The sequence below is a fragment of the Ramlibacter sp. MMS24-I3-19 genome (assembly GCF_050320135.1).
Lineage (GTDB): Bacteria > Pseudomonadota > Gammaproteobacteria > Burkholderiales > Burkholderiaceae_C > Ramlibacter.
Map to the genome: position 1 here is coordinate 3886934 of NZ_CP190017.1, position 15993 is coordinate 3902926.

17 protein-coding genes are annotated in these 15993 nt (G+C 69.7%); 5 read left to right on the top strand and 12 right to left on the bottom strand.

Going from position 1 to position 15993, the window contains the following annotated elements; translation table 11 throughout:
- Positions 1-3: 3 nt before the first annotated feature.
- From ACPWT1_RS19240 to ACPWT1_RS19255, 4 genes are read right to left on the bottom strand one after another with little or no spacing between them, the layout of a single operon-like run.
- The gene (locus ACPWT1_RS19240) at positions 4-987 is read right to left on the bottom strand and encodes a tripartite tricarboxylate transporter substrate binding protein (RefSeq protein WP_427912735.1); all 984 of its coding nucleotides are present in this window, start codon (positions 985-987) and stop codon (positions 4-6) included.
- Between the two features lie 7 nt (positions 988-994).
- Positions 995-1678 carry a 4-carboxy-4-hydroxy-2-oxoadipate aldolase/oxaloacetate decarboxylase gene (gene ligK, locus ACPWT1_RS19245; RefSeq protein ID WP_427912736.1) on the bottom strand — a complete coding sequence of 228 codons (684 nt, stop codon included), beginning with the start codon at positions 1676-1678 and terminating at the stop codon, positions 995-997.
- 11 nt (positions 1679-1689) lie between these two features.
- Positions 1690-2718 carry an amidohydrolase family protein gene (locus tag ACPWT1_RS19250; protein ID WP_427912737.1) on the bottom strand — a complete coding sequence of 343 codons (1029 nt, stop codon included), beginning with the start codon at positions 2716-2718 and terminating at the stop codon, positions 1690-1692.
- A gap of 25 nt (positions 2719-2743) precedes the next feature.
- A complete protein-coding gene (locus ACPWT1_RS19255; RefSeq protein ID WP_427912738.1) occupies positions 2744-3433 on the bottom strand; it encodes a substrate-binding domain-containing protein in 690 nt (229 codons plus the stop codon).
- A 121-nt stretch (positions 3434-3554) separates the two neighbouring features.
- On the opposite strand from ACPWT1_RS19255, the gene ACPWT1_RS19260 reads away from it, so the two are divergent.
- From ACPWT1_RS19260 to ACPWT1_RS19270, 3 genes are all read left to right on the top strand, one after another.
- Positions 3555-4466 carry a LysR substrate-binding domain-containing protein gene (locus ACPWT1_RS19260; protein ID WP_427912739.1) on the top strand — a complete coding sequence of 304 codons (912 nt, stop codon included), beginning with the start codon at positions 3555-3557 and terminating at the stop codon, positions 4464-4466.
- A gap of 102 nt (positions 4467-4568) precedes the next feature.
- Positions 4569-5465: an aldo/keto reductase gene (locus ACPWT1_RS19265; RefSeq protein WP_427912740.1), complete on the top strand. Its 897-nt coding sequence runs from the start codon at positions 4569-4571 to the stop codon at positions 5463-5465.
- Positions 5466-5469: 4 nt separating this feature from the next.
- Positions 5470-6060, top strand: a complete 591-nt coding sequence (locus ACPWT1_RS19270) for a DUF6064 family protein (RefSeq protein WP_427912741.1) — start codon at positions 5470-5472, stop codon at positions 6058-6060.
- A gap of 9 nt (positions 6061-6069) precedes the next feature.
- On the opposite strand, the gene ACPWT1_RS19275 is transcribed toward ACPWT1_RS19270, so the two are convergent.
- From ACPWT1_RS19275 to ACPWT1_RS19310, 8 genes are all read right to left on the bottom strand, one after another.
- Positions 6070-7035, bottom strand: a complete 966-nt coding sequence (locus ACPWT1_RS19275) for an AEC family transporter (RefSeq protein ID WP_427912742.1) — start codon at positions 7033-7035, stop codon at positions 6070-6072.
- Between the two features lie 2 nt (positions 7036-7037).
- The gene (locus ACPWT1_RS19280; protein ID WP_427912743.1) at positions 7038-7967 is read right to left on the bottom strand and encodes a tripartite tricarboxylate transporter substrate binding protein; all 930 of its coding nucleotides are present in this window, start codon (positions 7965-7967) and stop codon (positions 7038-7040) included.
- Positions 7968-8141: 174 nt separating this feature from the next.
- Entirely contained in the window at positions 8142-8867 is a 726-nt protein-coding gene (locus ACPWT1_RS19285) for an ABC transporter ATP-binding protein (protein WP_427912744.1), read from the bottom strand.
- Positions 8860-9624 (bottom strand): ABC transporter ATP-binding protein, encoded by a 765-nt coding sequence (locus tag ACPWT1_RS19290; protein ID WP_427912745.1) that lies wholly within the window; start codon positions 9622-9624, stop codon positions 8860-8862. Before ACPWT1_RS19290 ends, ACPWT1_RS19285 begins: the two co-directional genes overlap by 8 nt.
- Entirely contained in the window at positions 9624-10646 is a 1023-nt protein-coding gene (locus tag ACPWT1_RS19295) for a branched-chain amino acid ABC transporter permease (protein ID WP_427912746.1), read from the bottom strand. Before ACPWT1_RS19295 ends, ACPWT1_RS19290 begins: the two co-directional genes overlap by 1 nt.
- The gene (locus ACPWT1_RS19300) at positions 10643-11518 is read right to left on the bottom strand and encodes a branched-chain amino acid ABC transporter permease (RefSeq protein ID WP_427912747.1); all 876 of its coding nucleotides are present in this window, start codon (positions 11516-11518) and stop codon (positions 10643-10645) included. The genes ACPWT1_RS19295 and ACPWT1_RS19300 overlap by 4 nt, the downstream gene beginning before the upstream one ends.
- Positions 11519-11567: 49 nt before the next feature.
- The gene (locus ACPWT1_RS19305; RefSeq protein WP_427912748.1) at positions 11568-12743 is read right to left on the bottom strand and encodes an ABC transporter substrate-binding protein; all 1176 of its coding nucleotides are present in this window, start codon (positions 12741-12743) and stop codon (positions 11568-11570) included.
- A gap of 173 nt (positions 12744-12916) precedes the next feature.
- A complete protein-coding gene (locus ACPWT1_RS19310) occupies positions 12917-13687 on the bottom strand; it encodes a GntR family transcriptional regulator (RefSeq protein ID WP_427912749.1) in 771 nt (256 codons plus the stop codon).
- Between the two features lie 143 nt (positions 13688-13830).
- Here ACPWT1_RS19310 and ACPWT1_RS19315 point away from each other — a divergent pair, with 143 nt between their 5' ends.
- Both ACPWT1_RS19315 and ACPWT1_RS19320 read left to right on the top strand, forming a co-directional pair.
- Complete coding sequence (locus ACPWT1_RS19315) at positions 13831-14874, top strand: Rieske 2Fe-2S domain-containing protein (protein WP_427912750.1); 1044 nt, start codon at positions 13831-13833, stop codon at positions 14872-14874.
- A gap of 114 nt (positions 14875-14988) precedes the next feature.
- A complete protein-coding gene (locus ACPWT1_RS19320; RefSeq protein ID WP_427912751.1) occupies positions 14989-15945 on the top strand; it encodes a PDR/VanB family oxidoreductase in 957 nt (318 codons plus the stop codon).
- Positions 15946-15993: the final 48 nt, after the last annotated feature.

Sequence of the window (15993 nt, forward strand, 5' to 3'; positions counted from 1 at the left end):
TGCTCAATCCGGTTTGATGTTCGCTTCGCGCACCAGCTTCTCGTAGCGCTGGCGCTCCGACTTCAGCAGGGCGACCATCATGTCGCGGCTGCCGGGGATCACTTCGCCGCCGACCGCCGTCATGCGCTCGCGCAGCTGCGGCGTGGCCAGGGCCTTCTGCACCTCGGCATGCAGCTTCTCGACGACGGGCATCGGCGTCTTCGCCGGCGCCATCAGCGCGTACCAGACGGAGGCCTCGAAGCCCTTGAAGCCGGACTCGGCGATCGTGGGCACGTCGGGGAAGATCGGCGAGCGCTGCGGGCTCAGCACCGCCAGCACCTTGAGCTTGCCGCTCGTGACGTGGGGCTTGACCTCCAGCGCGTTCATCGCCAGCAGCGGCACCTGGCCGCCGATCACGTCGGTGATGGCCTGCGCGCCGCCGCGGTAAGGCACGTGCAGCAGGTCGATGCCGGCCGCGCGCGCGAACAGTTCCGCGGCCATGTGCGGCGTCGAGCCGTTACCTGGCGTCGCGAAGGCCACCGAATTCGGCTTGGCCTTGGCGGCCGCGATCAGCTGCTGCACGGTGTTGTAGGGCGCCGAGGCGTTCGCCGCGATCACCACCGGCACGCGGCCCACCAGCGACACCGCGACCAGCTCCTTCTCGGCATCGAACGGCTGCGGCTTGTAGAGGGCCATGTTGGCCGCCAGCGCGTTGGCCGCCATCAGCAGCGTGTAGCCATCGGGCTTCGCATCGATGACGTACTTCACCGCGATGTTGGTGCCCGCGCCGGGCTTGTTGTCGATCACGAACGGCTGGCCCAGCGAGGCCGACATGGCCTGGCCCAGCGTGCGCGCCACCGCGTCGACCGCGCCACCGGCCGAGTAGCCGACAACCAGGGTCACGGCCTTGTCGGGAAAGTTGGACTGCGCCAGTGCGCCCAGCGGCGCTGCGGAGGCGGCGGCCAGCAGCGCGAGCGCCTCGCGGCGGGAGAGGGTCGGATCTGTCATGAAGTTCTCAGTCGATGTAGCGCAGTCCGGCCTTGGCCAGCGGCTCGCGCATCTTGTACATGTCGAGGCCCAGCACGCCGGCGGCGAGTTTGGCGCGCTTGTCGCCCTCATTGGCTTCGCGTGCAGCCGCCGCTTCCAGCGTCTTCTGCGCCATCGCGGCCGGCACGCACACCACGCCGTCGTCGTCGGCCACGATGACGTCGCCGGGATGCACCAGGGCACCGGCGCAGACCACCGGGATGTTCACCGAGCCGAGGGTGGCCTTGACCGTGCCCTTGGAGCTGATCGCCCGGCTCCAGACCGGGAAGCCCATTTCGGTGAGCACGCGCACGTCGCGGCAGCCCGCGTCGATGACGAGTGCGCGCGCGCCGCGGACCTGGAACGACGTGGCCAGCAGGTCGCCGAAGAAGCCGTCGGTGTTCTCCGAGGTGCACGCGGCGACGACGATGTCGCCCGGCTGGATCTGCTCGGCCACGACGTGCAGCATCCAGTTGTCCCCCGGCTGCAGCAGCACCGTGACGGCCGTGCCGGACACCTGGGCACCGGCATAGATCGGCCGCATGTAGGGTTTCATCAGGCCCACGCGGCCCATGGCCTCGTGCACGGTGGCCGACCCGTACTGCGCCAGCCCGTCGGCGATGCTGCGCTCGGCGCGCTTGATGTTGCGGTAGACGACACCCAGTTCGTACATCCCTGACTCCTTCAATGCCCGCGCGAGGCCAGCAGCTTGTCCAGCCGCGGGAACACGCGGCGCGTGTTGCCTTCGAAGATCGCGTATTTCTCCTCGGCGCTCAGCAGCCTGCTGGCGTCGATGTAGCGCTTGGTGTCGTCGTAGTAGTGGCCCGTCTCCGGGTCGATGCCACGGACGGCGCCGATCATCTCGCTGGCGAACAGCACGTTCTTCACCGGGATCACGGTGTTCAGCAGGTCGATGCCCGGCTGGTGGTAGACGCAGGTGTCGAAGAACACGTTGTTCAGGACATGGTCCTTCAGCAGCGGCCGCTTCATTTCCTGCGCGAGACCGCGGAAGCGGCCCCAGTGGTAGGGCACCGCGCCACCGCCATGCGGCACGATGAAGCGCAGCGTCGGGAAGTCCTTGAACAGGTCGCCCTGGATCAGCTGCATGAACGCGGTCGTGTCCGCGTTCAGGTAATGCGCGCCCGTGGTGTGGAAGGCCGGGTTGCAGGACGTGGAGACGTGGATCATCGCCGGCACGTCGTACTCCACCATCTTCTCGTAGATGGGGTACCACCACTTGTCGGTCAGCGGCGGCTCCTTCCAGTGGCCGCCCGAGGGATCGGGGTTGAGGTTGATGCCGACGTTCCCGTACTGCTCGATGCACTTCACCATTTCCGGGATGCAGGTCTTCGGGTCGACGCCCGGCGACTGCGGCAGCATGGCCACCGGCACGAAGTGCTCCGGGAACAGCTGCGACACGCGGAAGCACAGCTCGTTGCAGATGGCGGCCCAGGTGCTGGACACCTCGAAGTCGCCGATGTGGTGGGCCATGAAGCTGGTCCGCGGCGAGAACAGCGTCATGTCGTTGCCGCGCTCCTTCATCAGGCGCAGCTGGTTGCTGGCGATGCTCTCGCGGATCTCGTCGTCGCTGATCTTCAGGTCCGAGACCCTGGGCTTCTGCGACGGGTCCTTGATGCCCGCGATCTGCTGGTTGCGCCACGCCTCCAGCGCCTTGGGCGCGGTGGTGTAGTGGCCGTGGCAGTCGATGATCATGCGGATGTCTCCTTGGTGTGGGGGCTCAGGCCGGCGCCATGCCGTGCCGGCGCTTGATGTCTGCGGTCTCAGGTGACGCGAAGAAGGCGAGCAGTTCGCGCACCGCATCGGGCTGGCGCGACGCGGTGCACACGGCACCCGAGAACACGGTGGTGACCTGAATCGCGGGCGGCAGCATGCCGAGCACGTCGATGCCGGCGAGGTCCTTCAATTCGCTGAACTGCTGGAAGCCCAAGGCAACTTCGCCGCTGGCGACCATCGAGCCGACGGGAACGCCGGGCCGGGCCTGCACGGTGCGGTCGCGTACCTGCTCGGCGATGCCCCAGCGCTGGAACAGCTGCAGCAGCGCGGTGCCGCTCGGGCCGGTGGAGTAGCCGATGGTGGGCGCCGCCAGCACGGCGCGACGCACCGCGTCCTCGCTGCCGATGTCGGGACGAGGCGCGCCGGCCTTCACCGCCACGGCGACCTCGGAGCGCACGATGTCCACGCGGGTGCCCGCAACCGCGTGGCCGCCGGCCAGCAGCTTGTCGATGGCATCGGAGGCGAGCACCACGACGTCGAAGTCCTCGCCCGCCTGCACGCGCTTGGCCGCATCGACCCCGCCAACGGATTCGATGGCGACCTTGCGGCCCATTGCCTTCTCGAAGGCCGCGGCCAGGTCGGCCAGCAGCAGCCGCGTCGCCATGGACGAAATGCCGCGCAACGGCGAACTCATGCGGGGACTCCGGTCAGCATGCGGCGATTCTGGGCCGGCCCCTGCGCGTCGCAAAGCCGGCGCCCCCGCTATCAGCTAGAACAAGCGCTTATAGCTGTACGGCCCCACTTACACTTTGCGCATGGACCTGCGGCAGCTGGAGTATTTCGTTCGCGTGGCCGAGCTGGGCAGCTTCACGCGCGCCGCCATCGAGCTCGATGTCGCCCAGCCCGCGCTGAGCCGGCAGGTGCGCCTGCTCGAGGTCGAGCTGCGCCAGACCCTGCTGCTGCGCAACGGCCGCGGCGCCATTCCCACCGAAGCCGGCAAGACGCTGCTGGAGCACGGCCGCGGCATCCTGCACCAGGTGCAGCGCGCCCGGGACGACCTGGGCCGTCTGCGCGGAGGCCTGTCGGGGCGCGTCGCCGTCGGCCTGCCGAGCAGCGTCGCCCGCGTGCTGACCGTGCCGCTCACGCGCGCCTTCCGCGAGGTGATGCCCGATGCGCGGCTCTCGATCAGCGAGGGTCTGTCCGGCGCGCTCGAAGCCGGGCTGGTCAGTGGACGCCTCGACATCGTGGTGCTGTACAACGCCCAGCCGAGCCGCGAGCTGGACCTCTCCGCGTTGCTCGACGAAGACCTGCTGCTGGTGCGCGCGCGTCCGCCGGGCTTGCACGAGGATCCACCGCCCGGCCCCGTGCCGCTGCAGGAGGTCGCCACCCTGCCCCTGATCATCCCGACCCGACCCAACGCGATCCGCATGCACGTGGAGTCGGCGCTCGCGTCGGTGGGTTGCAAGCCGCACGTGGCGCTGGAGATCGACGGCGTGCTGGCGATCCTCGATCTCGTGCGCGACGGCGCCGGCTGCGCCATCCTGTCGCGCAACGCACTGCTGCATTCGCCAAGGCCCTCGGCCTTCACGGCCCAGCCGATCGGGACGCCGCCGCTGCGCATCCGGCTGTCGCTGGCGACGAGCCTGCAGCGGCCGGCGACGCCGGTGCAGGAGGCCACGCTGGACCTGATCCGGAAGACGGCGCCGATGGTGGTGCCGCACGCCTGAGCCGGGCGCCTTGGATTCCCGCCTGCGCGGGAATGACAGAGCTTGTCGTCCCCGCGGAGGCGGGGACCCAAGGCTTCCATCGCCGGTGCTACGCTGCCCCGCATGGACCGCCGCACCGTCCTGCACCTGTTCGGCGCCGCCTCGCTGGCGGCCGGGCCGGCACGCGCCCAAGCGCCGGCCCCGCACACCAAGCCCATCCCCTCATCCGGCGAAGCCATCCCCGTCATCGGCCTCGGAACCTGGATCACCTTCAACGTCGGCCGCGACAGGCACGGCCGCCAGCAGTGCGCCGAGGTCATGCGCGCGTTCTTCGCGGCCGGCGGCCGGCTGATCGACTCCTCGCCCATGTACGGCTCCTCGCAAGGCGTCGTCGGCGACGGCCTGCAGTCGCTGGGCATGCCGCCGCAGGTGTTCGCGGCCGACAAGGTGTGGACCTCCTCGGATGGCGCGGCGCAGGTCGAGGTCTCGCGCCGCCTTTGGCGCGTGCCGCGCTTCGACCTGCTGCAGGTGCACAACCTGCTCGCGTGGGAAACGCAGCTGCCGATGCTGCAGGCCATGAAGCAGGCCGGCCGCGTGCGCTACGTCGGCATCACGACGTCCGAAGGCCGGCGCCATCGCGAGGTCGAGCAGATCATGCAGTCCCACCAGCTCGACTTCGTCCAGCTCACCTACAACCCCGTGGACCGCGAGGCCGAGCAGCGGCTGCTGCCCCTGGCGCGCGAGCGCGGCATCGCCGTGCTGGCCAACCGGCCGTTCCAGCAAGGGGGGTTGCTGCGCATGCTGCAGCGGCGTCCGCTGCCGGGCTGGGCGGCGGAGATCGGCTGCACCAGCTGGGCGCAGGCGGTGCTGAAGTTCATCGTGAGCCATCCCGCCCTCACCTGCGCGATCCCGGCCACCTCGCAGATGGCGCACGTGCGCGAGAACCTCGCAACCGGCGGCGGTGCCATGCCCGATGCAGCGCTGCGCGAACGCATCGCCGGCGACATCGCGCGGTCGTGACTCCATGAGCGAGTGGTGGACCTACCGGCCCGCGAGCTTCCTGATGTTCTCGGCCCGGACATGGGGCCGCCTGCTGGAGGACTGGAACCGCGAGCTGTGGCCCTTGCAACCAGCCTTCGTCCTCGCCGGCGCCGCGCTCGTCGTGATGGCCGCGCGCCCGCCCGTGCAGTCGGCGCCCTGGATCACCGGCACGCTCGCGCTGGCGTGGGCCTGGGTGGGCTGGGCGTTCCACTGGCAGCGCTTCGCCGACATCAACACTGGCGCGCCCTGGTTCGCCGTGGCCTTCGCGCTGCAGGCCGTGCTGCTGCTGGCGCTGGGCACGGGGCGCAGTGCGTCGCCGCCATCACCGCGCATGCGCATCGCCGGACTGGGGCTCGCCGCGCTGGCGGTGCTTGCCTATCCGCTCGCCGCGCCGCTGGCGGGACGGGACTGGGCGCAGGCCGAAGTCGCGGGGGCGATGCCCACGCCCACCGCGCTGCTCACCGTCGGGCTCGTGCTCGCGTCGGCGTTGCGCCGCCGCGCCTGGCTGCTCGCGATTCCGGTGCTCGCGCTCGTGGTGGGCTGGGGGACGGACTTGCTGCTGGCCACGCGATGAAGCAAGGCTTCAGGCGTGCGCCCGCTGCAGCACCCACAGCAGCGTGGTCAGCGTGAAGAACGACGCGATCGTCGTGCCCAGCTGCGCCGCGGCGGCGAGCGCGTCCTGGTGGTGCTTCTGCGCCAGGATCGGGTAGATGCCCAGCATCGGCACGGCCGCCATCACCACGACGGCGGTCTGCAGCTGGCGGTCCATGGGCGGCAGCAACACCAGCATCAGCAGCACCGCCAGCGGATGCACCAGCAGCTTGCCCGCCGCGATCACGCCGACGTCGCGCGCCATGCCGCGGGCTCGGATGCCCACCAGCGAGCCGCCGGTGACCATGAGCGCGATGGCCGCGGTCGACATCGCGAACAGGTTCACCGTCCGGGCCAGCGGCTCCGGCAGTCGCCATCCGAGCAGCGAGAACAGGAAGCCCAGCGCGATGCCCCAGATCATCGGATTGCGCACCAGGCCACGCCCGGACTGGCGCAGCGCGCCGCGCAGCCGCTCACCGCGCGTGCGGCTGCCATCGTCCACGCCCGCGCCGCTTTCGGCGATGGCCAGCGCGACGGGCAAGGTCACCAGGTTTTCCACCACCATCGCCAGCGCGAGGCCGACGCCGGCCGTCGACGCACCGAACACCTGCGACACCAGCGGGAAGCCGATGAAGCCGCTGTTCGGGCAGCCCATGCCCATCCCGATGATGGCGCTCTCGGCCACCGGCTTGCCGGCCACGCGGCGCGCCCACAGGAAGCCGCCCAGGATCGCGATCAGCGAGCCGCCCGCATAGGCGGCGAGGAAGACGGGGTTCACCACCTCCGCGACACTGCGCGAGGACAGCGCGTTGAACAGCAGCGCGGGCAGCGCGATGTGGATCGCGTACTTGCCGAAGACGCGCATCTCCGTGCGCGCGAACAATCCCGTGCGGGTGGCCACCCAGCCCACCGCCATCACCAGGTAGATCGGCAGCGTGATGGCGAGGACCGCGAGCATCCCTACTGCTTCGGAATGCGGGCGCGGGCGATCACGTCGGACCACCGCCGGATGTCATTGGCCAGTCGCTCCTGCAGCGCCGCGGGCGTGCTGCCCTGCGCGACGAGGTTCAGGTCGGCCAGGCGCTGGCGCACGCCGGGCTGCGCCAGCGCGCTGGCGACCGCTGCATGCAGCCGCTCGATGGCCGCGGCCGGCGTCTTCGCCGGAACGGCCAGGCCGTTCCAGGAACCAACCTCGAAGCCCGCGAGGGAGCCGCCGGCTTCACGCACGGCGGGCACGTCGGGCAACTGCGGTGCCCGCTTCGCGCCGAGGACGGCCAGCGGCCGCAGGGCCTTCGAGCCGATCTGGCCCATCAGCGGTCCCAGGATGTCGAGGCCGACGTCGATCTCGCCCGAACGCAGCGCGGTGATCACCGGCGGCGTGCCGTTGAACGGCACCACCTGCGCCTGGATGCCGGCGCTGGCCTTGAACAGTTCCGCCGCCAGGTTCTGCGTGGTGCCCACCTGCGGCGTGCCGAGATTGAGCTTGCCGGGATTCGCGCGTGCCCACGCGAGCACGTCGTCCAGGCTCTTGAAGCGGCCGCCTTCCGCCGCGACCAGCACGAGATCGAACGTGGCGAGCAGCGACACGGGCGCGAAGTCGCGCAGCGTGTCGAACGGCAGCGACTTGAAGAGCGACGCACTCACCGCGCTTCCGCTGGACACCAGCAGCAGCGTGTGCCCGTCAGGCTCCGCATGCGCGACCACCTCGCCAGCGACGACGCCACCCGCACCGGGCTTGTTGTCGATGACCACCGGCTGCCCCAGCGTGGCCGACATCGCCTGCCCCACGGTCCGCGCCGTGATGTCGGCGGCGCCGCCGGGGCCGTTCGGCACGACGATGCGCACGGGCTTGGAGGGAAAGCGCGGCTGGGCGAGCGACACCATAGGCATCGCGATTCCAGCCACGAGAAGGGCTCGACGAGTGTTCATGTGGAATGCGGACAGCCGAACGCGAAAGACGCGAAAGAGCGCGAAAGACGCAAAAAACTCAAGTGGATTGTTCTCCGGATTCTTTCGCGTCTTTCGCGTCCCTTTCGCGTCTTTCGCGTTCCGGGAGTCCGCTTTCTACCGCGCCACCCCGAGCAGCCGGTCCACCAGCGCCGGGTCCGCGCGCAGTTCGCGCGCAGTGCCGCTGTGCACGATGGTGCCGCGATCGAGCACCACCGCCTTGTCGGAGATGGCGAGGATCGCCTGCGGGTGCTGCTCGACGATGATGGCCGCCAGGCCTTCGTCCTGCGTGATGCGGCGGATGGCGCGCAGCAGCTCCTCGACGATGATGGGCGCCAGGCCCTCCAGCGGTTCGTCCAGCAGCAGCAGCTTGGGGTTGAGCACCAGCGCGCGGCCCACGGCCAGCATCTGCTGCTCGCCGCCGGACAGCTGCGTGCCCAGGTTGGTCTTGCGCTCGGCCAGCCGCGGGAACATCGCGTACACGCGGTCGGGCGTCCAAACCGTGGAGGTTCCTCCGGAACGGCCGGGCCGTGCCACCGCCGTGAGGTTCTCGTGCACGGTGAGCGACTTGAAGATGTTCCGCTCCTGCGGCACCCAGCCGATGCCGGCGCCCGCGCGCAGGTGCGGCGCGAGCTTGTGCAGCGCGGTGCCGCCCAGCGTGATGCTGCCGGCATGCTGGCGCGTGGCGCCGGCCAGCGTGTTGATCAGGGTCGTCTTGCCCGTGCCGTTGCGGCCCAGCAGCGCCAGCGTCGCGCCCTCTTCCAGCGCGAACGACACGTTCTGCAGCACGACGGCCTCGCCGTAGCCGGCCGACAGGCCCTGGACCTGCAGGAGATCAGCCATGGGCCACCTCCTCGCCGTGGCCCAGGTAGACCTCCTTCACGCGCGGGTCGGACGCGATCTCCTCGGGCGAACCCTCGGTGAGCACCGTGCCGTTGACCAGCACGGTCATGCGCTTGGCGAAACTGAAGACCAGGTCCATGTCGTGCTCGATCAGCAGCACCGAGACGTCGGCAGGCAGCGCAGCGACGGTCTGCAGGATCTCCTCGCGCTCGCCGGCCGGCACGCCCGCCACAGGCTCGTCGAGCAGCAGCACGCGCGGCTCGCAGGCCAGCGCGATGGCGATCTCCAGCAGGCGACGCTTGCCGTACGCCAGGACCTCCGTGGGAACGTCCATCACCTCCGCGAGACGGAACTGCGCGAGCAGCTGCTCGCAGCGCTCGGCGACTTCGCGCTCCTGGCCCAGCTTCTGCCAGAAGCGGTTGCCGAGGCCACGCTGCTGCGAGACCACCAGCGCCAGCGTCTGCAGCGGCGTCATCGAGGCGAACAGCTGGTTGATCTGGAAGGTGCGGACCATGCCGCGGCGCACGCGGCGGTGCGGCGCCAGCTTCGTGATGTCGTCGCCGTCGAGCGTGATGCGACCGGAGGTGGGCTCCAGCACGCCGGTCAGCAGGTTGATCAGCGTGGTCTTGCCGGCACCGTTGGGGCCGATCAGCGCATGGCGCGCGCCCCGCTGCAGGCGCAGCGTGACGTTGTTGGTCGCGGTGATGCCGCCGAATCGCTTGACCAGGCCTTCGCAGGCCAGCACGGTGTCGGCCATCAGCGAGCCCCCCGCCGGCCGATCCAGGTCCACGGCTTGAGCAGGCGGTCACGCCCCACCAGCACCAGCACCACCAGGAAGAGCCCCAGCCAGAAGGTCCAGTACTGCGGGGTGATCGCCGACAGGAAATCCTGCATCAGCTTGAACACCACGGCGCCCAGCACGCCGCCATAGAGCCAGCCGGTGCCGCCGACCACCAGCATCAGCATCAGGTCGGCAGACCGGTCGAAGGCGAACACGTCCAGCGACGCGAAGCCGGTGGTCTGCGCCAGCAGTGCGCCCGCGAGGCCCGCGAGGGCCGCGCCGATCGTGTAGACGATGGACAGGCGCGAGGCGACCGGGATGCCGATGGCCATCGCGCGCAGCCGGTTGTCGCGGATGGCCATCAGCGTGGCGCCGAACGGCGAACGCACGAAGCGGCGCGTGAGCAGGAACACCAGCAGCAGGACCACCAGCGAGTAGCACGCGGCCGTGCGGCCGGCCAGGTCGAACTCGAACTTGCCGAGCACGGGGCCCATCACGACGCCCTGCAGGCCGTCCGCGCCGCCGGTGAGCCAGTCAAGCTTGTTGGCCAGCTCGAGCAGGATCAGCGCCGCGCCCAGCGTCACCATCAGCCGCGTGAGATCGGTGCCGCGCTGGATGGTGAGGCTGAACACCGCGCCCAGCACCGCCGCCCCGGCGATCGCCACGACGAGGCCGACCAGCGGGTCGGGCATCCAGTGCTTGGCCACGAGCGCGGCCGCGTACGCGCCGAAGCCGAAGAACGCCGCGTGGCCCAGCGACACCACGCCGGTGAAGCCCAGGATCAGGTCGAGCGACAGCGCGAACAGCGCGGTGATGGCGATCTCGTTGACGATGGCCGCGTACTGCGGCAGCACGAACGGCGCGGCGAAGGCGATCACCCACAGCAGGCCTTCCCACCAGCGCCAGCGCGCGCTGGCCAGCAGCGAGCGTTGTGCGCGGCCGGTGTCGGCCGTCGCGGGGCTGCCCGGCGCGGGCCTGGATGCGGTGCTGTCGTTCATGCCTTGCCTCCCCGCCGCACGAACAGGCCCTGCGGCCGCCAGATCAGCACGGCGATCATCAGCACGTAGACGATGAAGGCGCCCATCTTGGGGATGTAGTACTTGCCCGCGACGTCCGCGATGCCCAGCAGCAGCGCCGCCAGCAGCGGCCCCGTGATCGAGGACGTGCCGCCCACGGCCACCACGATCAGGAAATAGATCATGTACTTCAGCGGGAAGGTGGGATCCAGCCCCAGCACCTCCGCACCGAGCGCGCCGCCCAGGCCCGCCAGGCCGCAGCCGAACGCGAAGGTCGAGAGGAACACGATGTTGACGTTGATGCCCAGGCCGGCCGCGACGCGCTGGTCGTCGACCGAGGCGCGCAGGCGGCTGCCGAACCGCGTGTTCGACAGCACCCACTGCAGCACCACGGTCAGCGCTGCGCAGACGACGATGATGAAGATGCGGTAGTGGCCCATGCCCAGCGTCCAGGCGCCGCTGCCGATCTCGGTGCGGCCGCGCAGCCAGTCGGGCAGCTGCATGATCTGCTGGGTGGACCCGATGAAGTAGTCGGCGCTGGCCACGGCCATGAAGGCCAGGCCGATGGAGAACAGCACCTGGTCCAGGTGCGGCCGGCGGTAGAGCGGCCGGTAGAGCGTGCGCTCGAGCACCGCGCCCAGCAGCGCGGCACCGAGGAAGGCCAGGGGCAGGCACACCAGGAAGGGCACGCCGGCGCGCTGCATCAGCAGCACCGTGATGTACCCGCCCACCATCGCGAACGCGCCGTGCGCCAGGTTGATGAAGTTCATCAGGCCCATGGTCACGGCCAGCCCGAGGGCCAGGATGAACAGCAGCATGCCGTAGGCGATGCCGTCGAAGAGGATGGTGAGCATGGGTCCTTGCCAGTCACGCCGGGTCAGGCCCGCAATGACATCGCCTGCGTTACTTCCTCGTCTTGCCCGGATCCTTCACGTCCTTGATGACGTCGAACTCCACGTTCCACAGCTGGCCGTCCTTCTTCTCCACCTTGCGCAGGTAGACGTTCTGGACGATGTCGCGGGTCTGCGCGTCGATGAACACCGGGCCGCGCGGGCTCTCGAACACCTCGCCCTTCATCGCGTTGACCAGCGCCTCGCCGCCGCCCTTGCCGCCGGTCTTCTTCAGCGCGTCGTAGATCAGGCGCATGCCGTCGTAGCCGCCCACGGCCATGAAGTTGGGGCGCAGCTTGTTGTTGGCCTTCTCGAAGGCCTCGACGAACTTCTTGTTCGCCGGCGACGGGTGCGCGGCGGAATAGTGGTGCGAGGTGACCACGCCCAGGGCGACGTCGCCCATGTCGTTCAGCTGGTCGTCGTCGGTCACGTCGCCGGTGGCGATCAGCTTGATGCCGGCCTTGTCCATGCCGCGTTCGCCGAACTGCTTCATCACCGCCGCGCCCGCGCCCGAGGGCACGAACACGAACAGCGCGTCGGGCTTGAGGTCGCGCACCTTCTGCAGGAACGGCGCGAAGTCCGGGTTGCGCAGCGGCACGCGCAGCGATTCGGGCACCTTGCCGCCGTTGAACTGGAACCGCTCCCTGAAGTACTTCTCGGCGTCGATGCCCGGGCCATAGTCGCTGACCAGCGTGACGACGCTCTTGATGCCGTTCTTCGGCGCCCAGTCGGCCAGCGCCACCGACACCTGCGGCAGCGTGAAGCTGCTGCGCACGATGAAAGGCGAGGCCTCGGTGATGCTGGACGTCGCGGCGGCCATCACGACCAGCGGCGTCTTCGACTGCGTGGCGATCGGCGCGGTGGCCATGGCCGACGGCGTGATGCCCATGCCGGCCAGCACGTCGACCTTCTCGTTGACCACCAGCTCCTGCGCCAGGCGGCGCGTGACGTCGGGCAGGCTGGTGTCGTCCTTGACGATCAGCTGCACCTTGCGGCCCGCGACCGTGTCGCCGTTCTGCGCCATCCACAGCTTCGCGGCCGCCTCGATCTGCCGGCCCGTGGTGGCCTGCTGCCCGGTCATGGGCAGGATCAGGCCGATCTTGAACGGCGCGGCCTGCGCGAACGCGAGGCTTCCCGCGGACAGCAGCGCCGCGCCGACGGCGGCCTGGATCAGGGTTCTCTTGTGCATCGATGTCTCCACGAAGATGTTCAACTCGGGCGCACCCGGGCGCGATCGTTCGCCGCACGCCGGTGGACCGCGATTCTCCGCAGCGCCCCGGCGAAGGACCAGCCGGAGCGTCGTCTATCAGGTATCCACATCGGGCATAGCCGAGGTGCGGCTATCGCGGCAATGCCGGGACTCTAACCGCGGTCGCTTCCGTTTCGGATCAGGCGTACCCCGGGCATGCGCTCGATGTCGGCGCTGCGCACGGCCTCGCGCAGGTTGCGCTGGGCCAGCCGCGAGTGCTCGCGCATGATGGCCTCGGCCCGGCCGCCCTCGCCCTGCTCGATCGCGTCGAGCACCTGCCGGTGCTGGTCCTGCGCGACGATGAGCATGTCGCGCGCGCGGGCCGAGTTGGCCTGCACCACCACGAATCCCGACGGTGATGCGAACGGCAGGCGCACCACGCGCTCGAGTTCGCGCGCCAGCACCGGGCTGCCCGCCATCTCGGCCATCAGCACGTGGAAGCGCTCGTTGAGACGCACGTAGCGCAGGAAGGCCTCGTCGTCGAGCGACGGCTGGGCCAGCACGGCATCGATGCCGGCGAGGCAGTCGCGCGCTTCGGCAAGCTGCGCCGCGGTGGGACCGCGTTCGGCGGCAAGGCGTGCCAGCAGCCCCTCGAGCGTGCCGCGCAGCTCGATCGCATCGGAGACGTCCCGCTCGCTGAAGGTGCGCACCGCGTAGCCGCCTGAGGGCAACGCCTGCAGCAGCCCCTCCTGCTCCAGCCGCATCAACGCCGCGCGGATCGGCGTGCGGGAGACCCCGAGCCTGTCGACCAGCGCCAGCTCCGCGATGCGCGTGCCGCCTGGAAGCTCTCCGGCGAGGATCAGCTCGCGCAGGCGCAACTGCGCCTTCACGGCCTGGGTGCCGTTGTCGGCATCGAGGGAAGCGGCGGGCGAGCGGTTCGACATGTATACAACGGCGAGTCTATCGACAGCAGAGTTGCCGTTTTTCCAAGGGTATACCCTGAGCCCAGCGCCTCGTTACGCTGTCGGCAGAAGAGCGTTGTATACATCGCTTATTCTCCAGCCTCCACTTTCGACTCGTGTCAACCATGTTTCCGAAGAACGCCTGGTACGTCGCCTGCACCCCCGACGAGATCGACGCCAAGCCCCTGGGCCGCACCATCTGCAACGAGCGCATCGCCTTCTACCGGGGCGACGACGCCCGCGTGGCGGCCGTCGAGGACTTCTGCCCGCATCGCGGGGCCGCGCTGTCCAAGGGCCAGGTGTGCGAAGGCAAGCTGGTCTGCGGCTACCACGGCCTCGTGATGGGTTGCGACGGCAAGACGGTGTCGATGCCCGGCCAGCGCGTGCAGGGCTTCCCCAAGATCCGCGCCTATCCGGTGGTCGAGAAGTACGGCTTCATCTGGGTGTGGCCGGGCGATGCGGCACTCGCCGACGAAGCGAAGATCCACCACCTCGAGTGGGCCGAGAGCCCGGACTGGGCCTACGGCGGCGGGCTGTACCACGTGCAGTGCGACTACCGCCTGATGGTCGACAACCTGATGGACCTGACGCACGAGACCTACGTGCACGCCACCAGCATCGGCCAGAAGGAGATCGACGAGACACCGGTCACCACGAAGACGGTGGGCGATCGCGTGGTCACCAGCCGCTTCATGAACGGCGTGATGCCGCCGCCGTTCTGGCGCGCCAACCTGCGCGGCAACCACCTGGCCGACGACGTGCCGGTGGACCGGTGGCAGGTGTGCCACTTCATCCCGCCGAGCCACGTGATGATCGAGGTTGGCGTGGCGCACGCGGGCAAGGGCGGCTACGAGGCGGACCCGAAGGACAAGGTCTCCAGCATCGTGGTGGACTTCCTCACCCCCGAGACCGAGACCAGCATGTGGTACTTCTGGGGCATGGCGCGCAACTTCAACCCGCGCGACCGCAACCTCACCGCGCAGATCCGCGACGGCCAGTCCAAGGTGTTCGCCGAGGACACCGAGGTGCTGGAGGCGCAACAGCGCAACCTCCTCCTGTACCCGGACCGGCGCCTGCTGATGCTGAACATCGATGCCGGCGGCGTGCAGGCGCGCCGCCTCATCGACAAGCTGGTGGCGCAGGAGAACCCGCAGCAGCTCGCTGCCTGATGTTTGTGTCCTGTCAGTGCGGGCTCGACCCGCAATCCAGTCCTGTCGCCCGATCGAGCGGCGCTGCTGGATCCCGGGTCGAGCCCGGGATGACATGGCTTCGATAGAACAGCCATGACAAGCCTCACCGTCAAGGTCCTGCGCAAGACGCAGGAAGCCAGGGACATCGCGAGCTTCGAGCTGGGCCGCGCCGATGGTGGCGCGCTGCCCGCGTTCTCGGCCGGCTCGCACATCGACGTGCACCTGCCCGGCGGCCTGGTGCGCCAGTACTCGCTGTGCAATGCGGAGGGCGACACGCAGCATTACCGCATCGCGGTGCTGCGCGATCCCGCCACCCGCGGCGGCTCGTCCTGCATGCACGACACCGTGCAGCAAGGCCAGGAGCTCGCGATCAGCGAACCGCGCAACCACTTCCCGCTGGTGCATGCGCCGCGCACGGTGCTGCTGGCCGGCGGCATCGGCATCACGCCGCTGCTGTGCATGGCCCAGCGGCTGTCGGCGATCGGCGCCGATTTCACGCTGCACTACTGCACCCGCTCGGCCGCGCGCACGGCGTTCCGTGACGAGCTCGCCGCCTCGCGGTTCGCGGACCGCGTGCAGTTCCACTTCGACGACGGCCCGGACACGCAGAAGCTGCAGATGGCCAGCGCCTTCGGTGCGCCCGACGCCGGCACCCACATCTACGTGTGCGGGCCCACCGGCTTCATCGACGCCGTGGTCGCCGCCGCGAAGGGCGCGGGCTTTGCGCCGGAGCAGGTGCACCTGGAGTACTTCGGCGCCGGCGCGCAGGACACCAGCGCCGACCGCGCCTTCGACGTGCGCATCGCCAGCAGCGGCCAGGTGGTGCGCGTCGAGGCGAAGCAGACGGTCGTGCAGGCGCTCGCCGCGCAGGGCGTGGAGATCCTCACCTCCTGCGAGCAGGGCGTGTGCGGCACCTGCATCACGCGCGTGCTGGAAGGCGAGTGCGACCACCGCGACCTGTACTTCACCGACGAGGAAAAGGCCAGGCACGACCAGTTCACGCCTTGCTGTTCGCGGGCGCGCAGCGCGGTGCTGGTGCTGGACCTCTGAATGCGGGCAGCCGAACGCGAAAAGCGCAAAAAGGAAGACATGAAATCC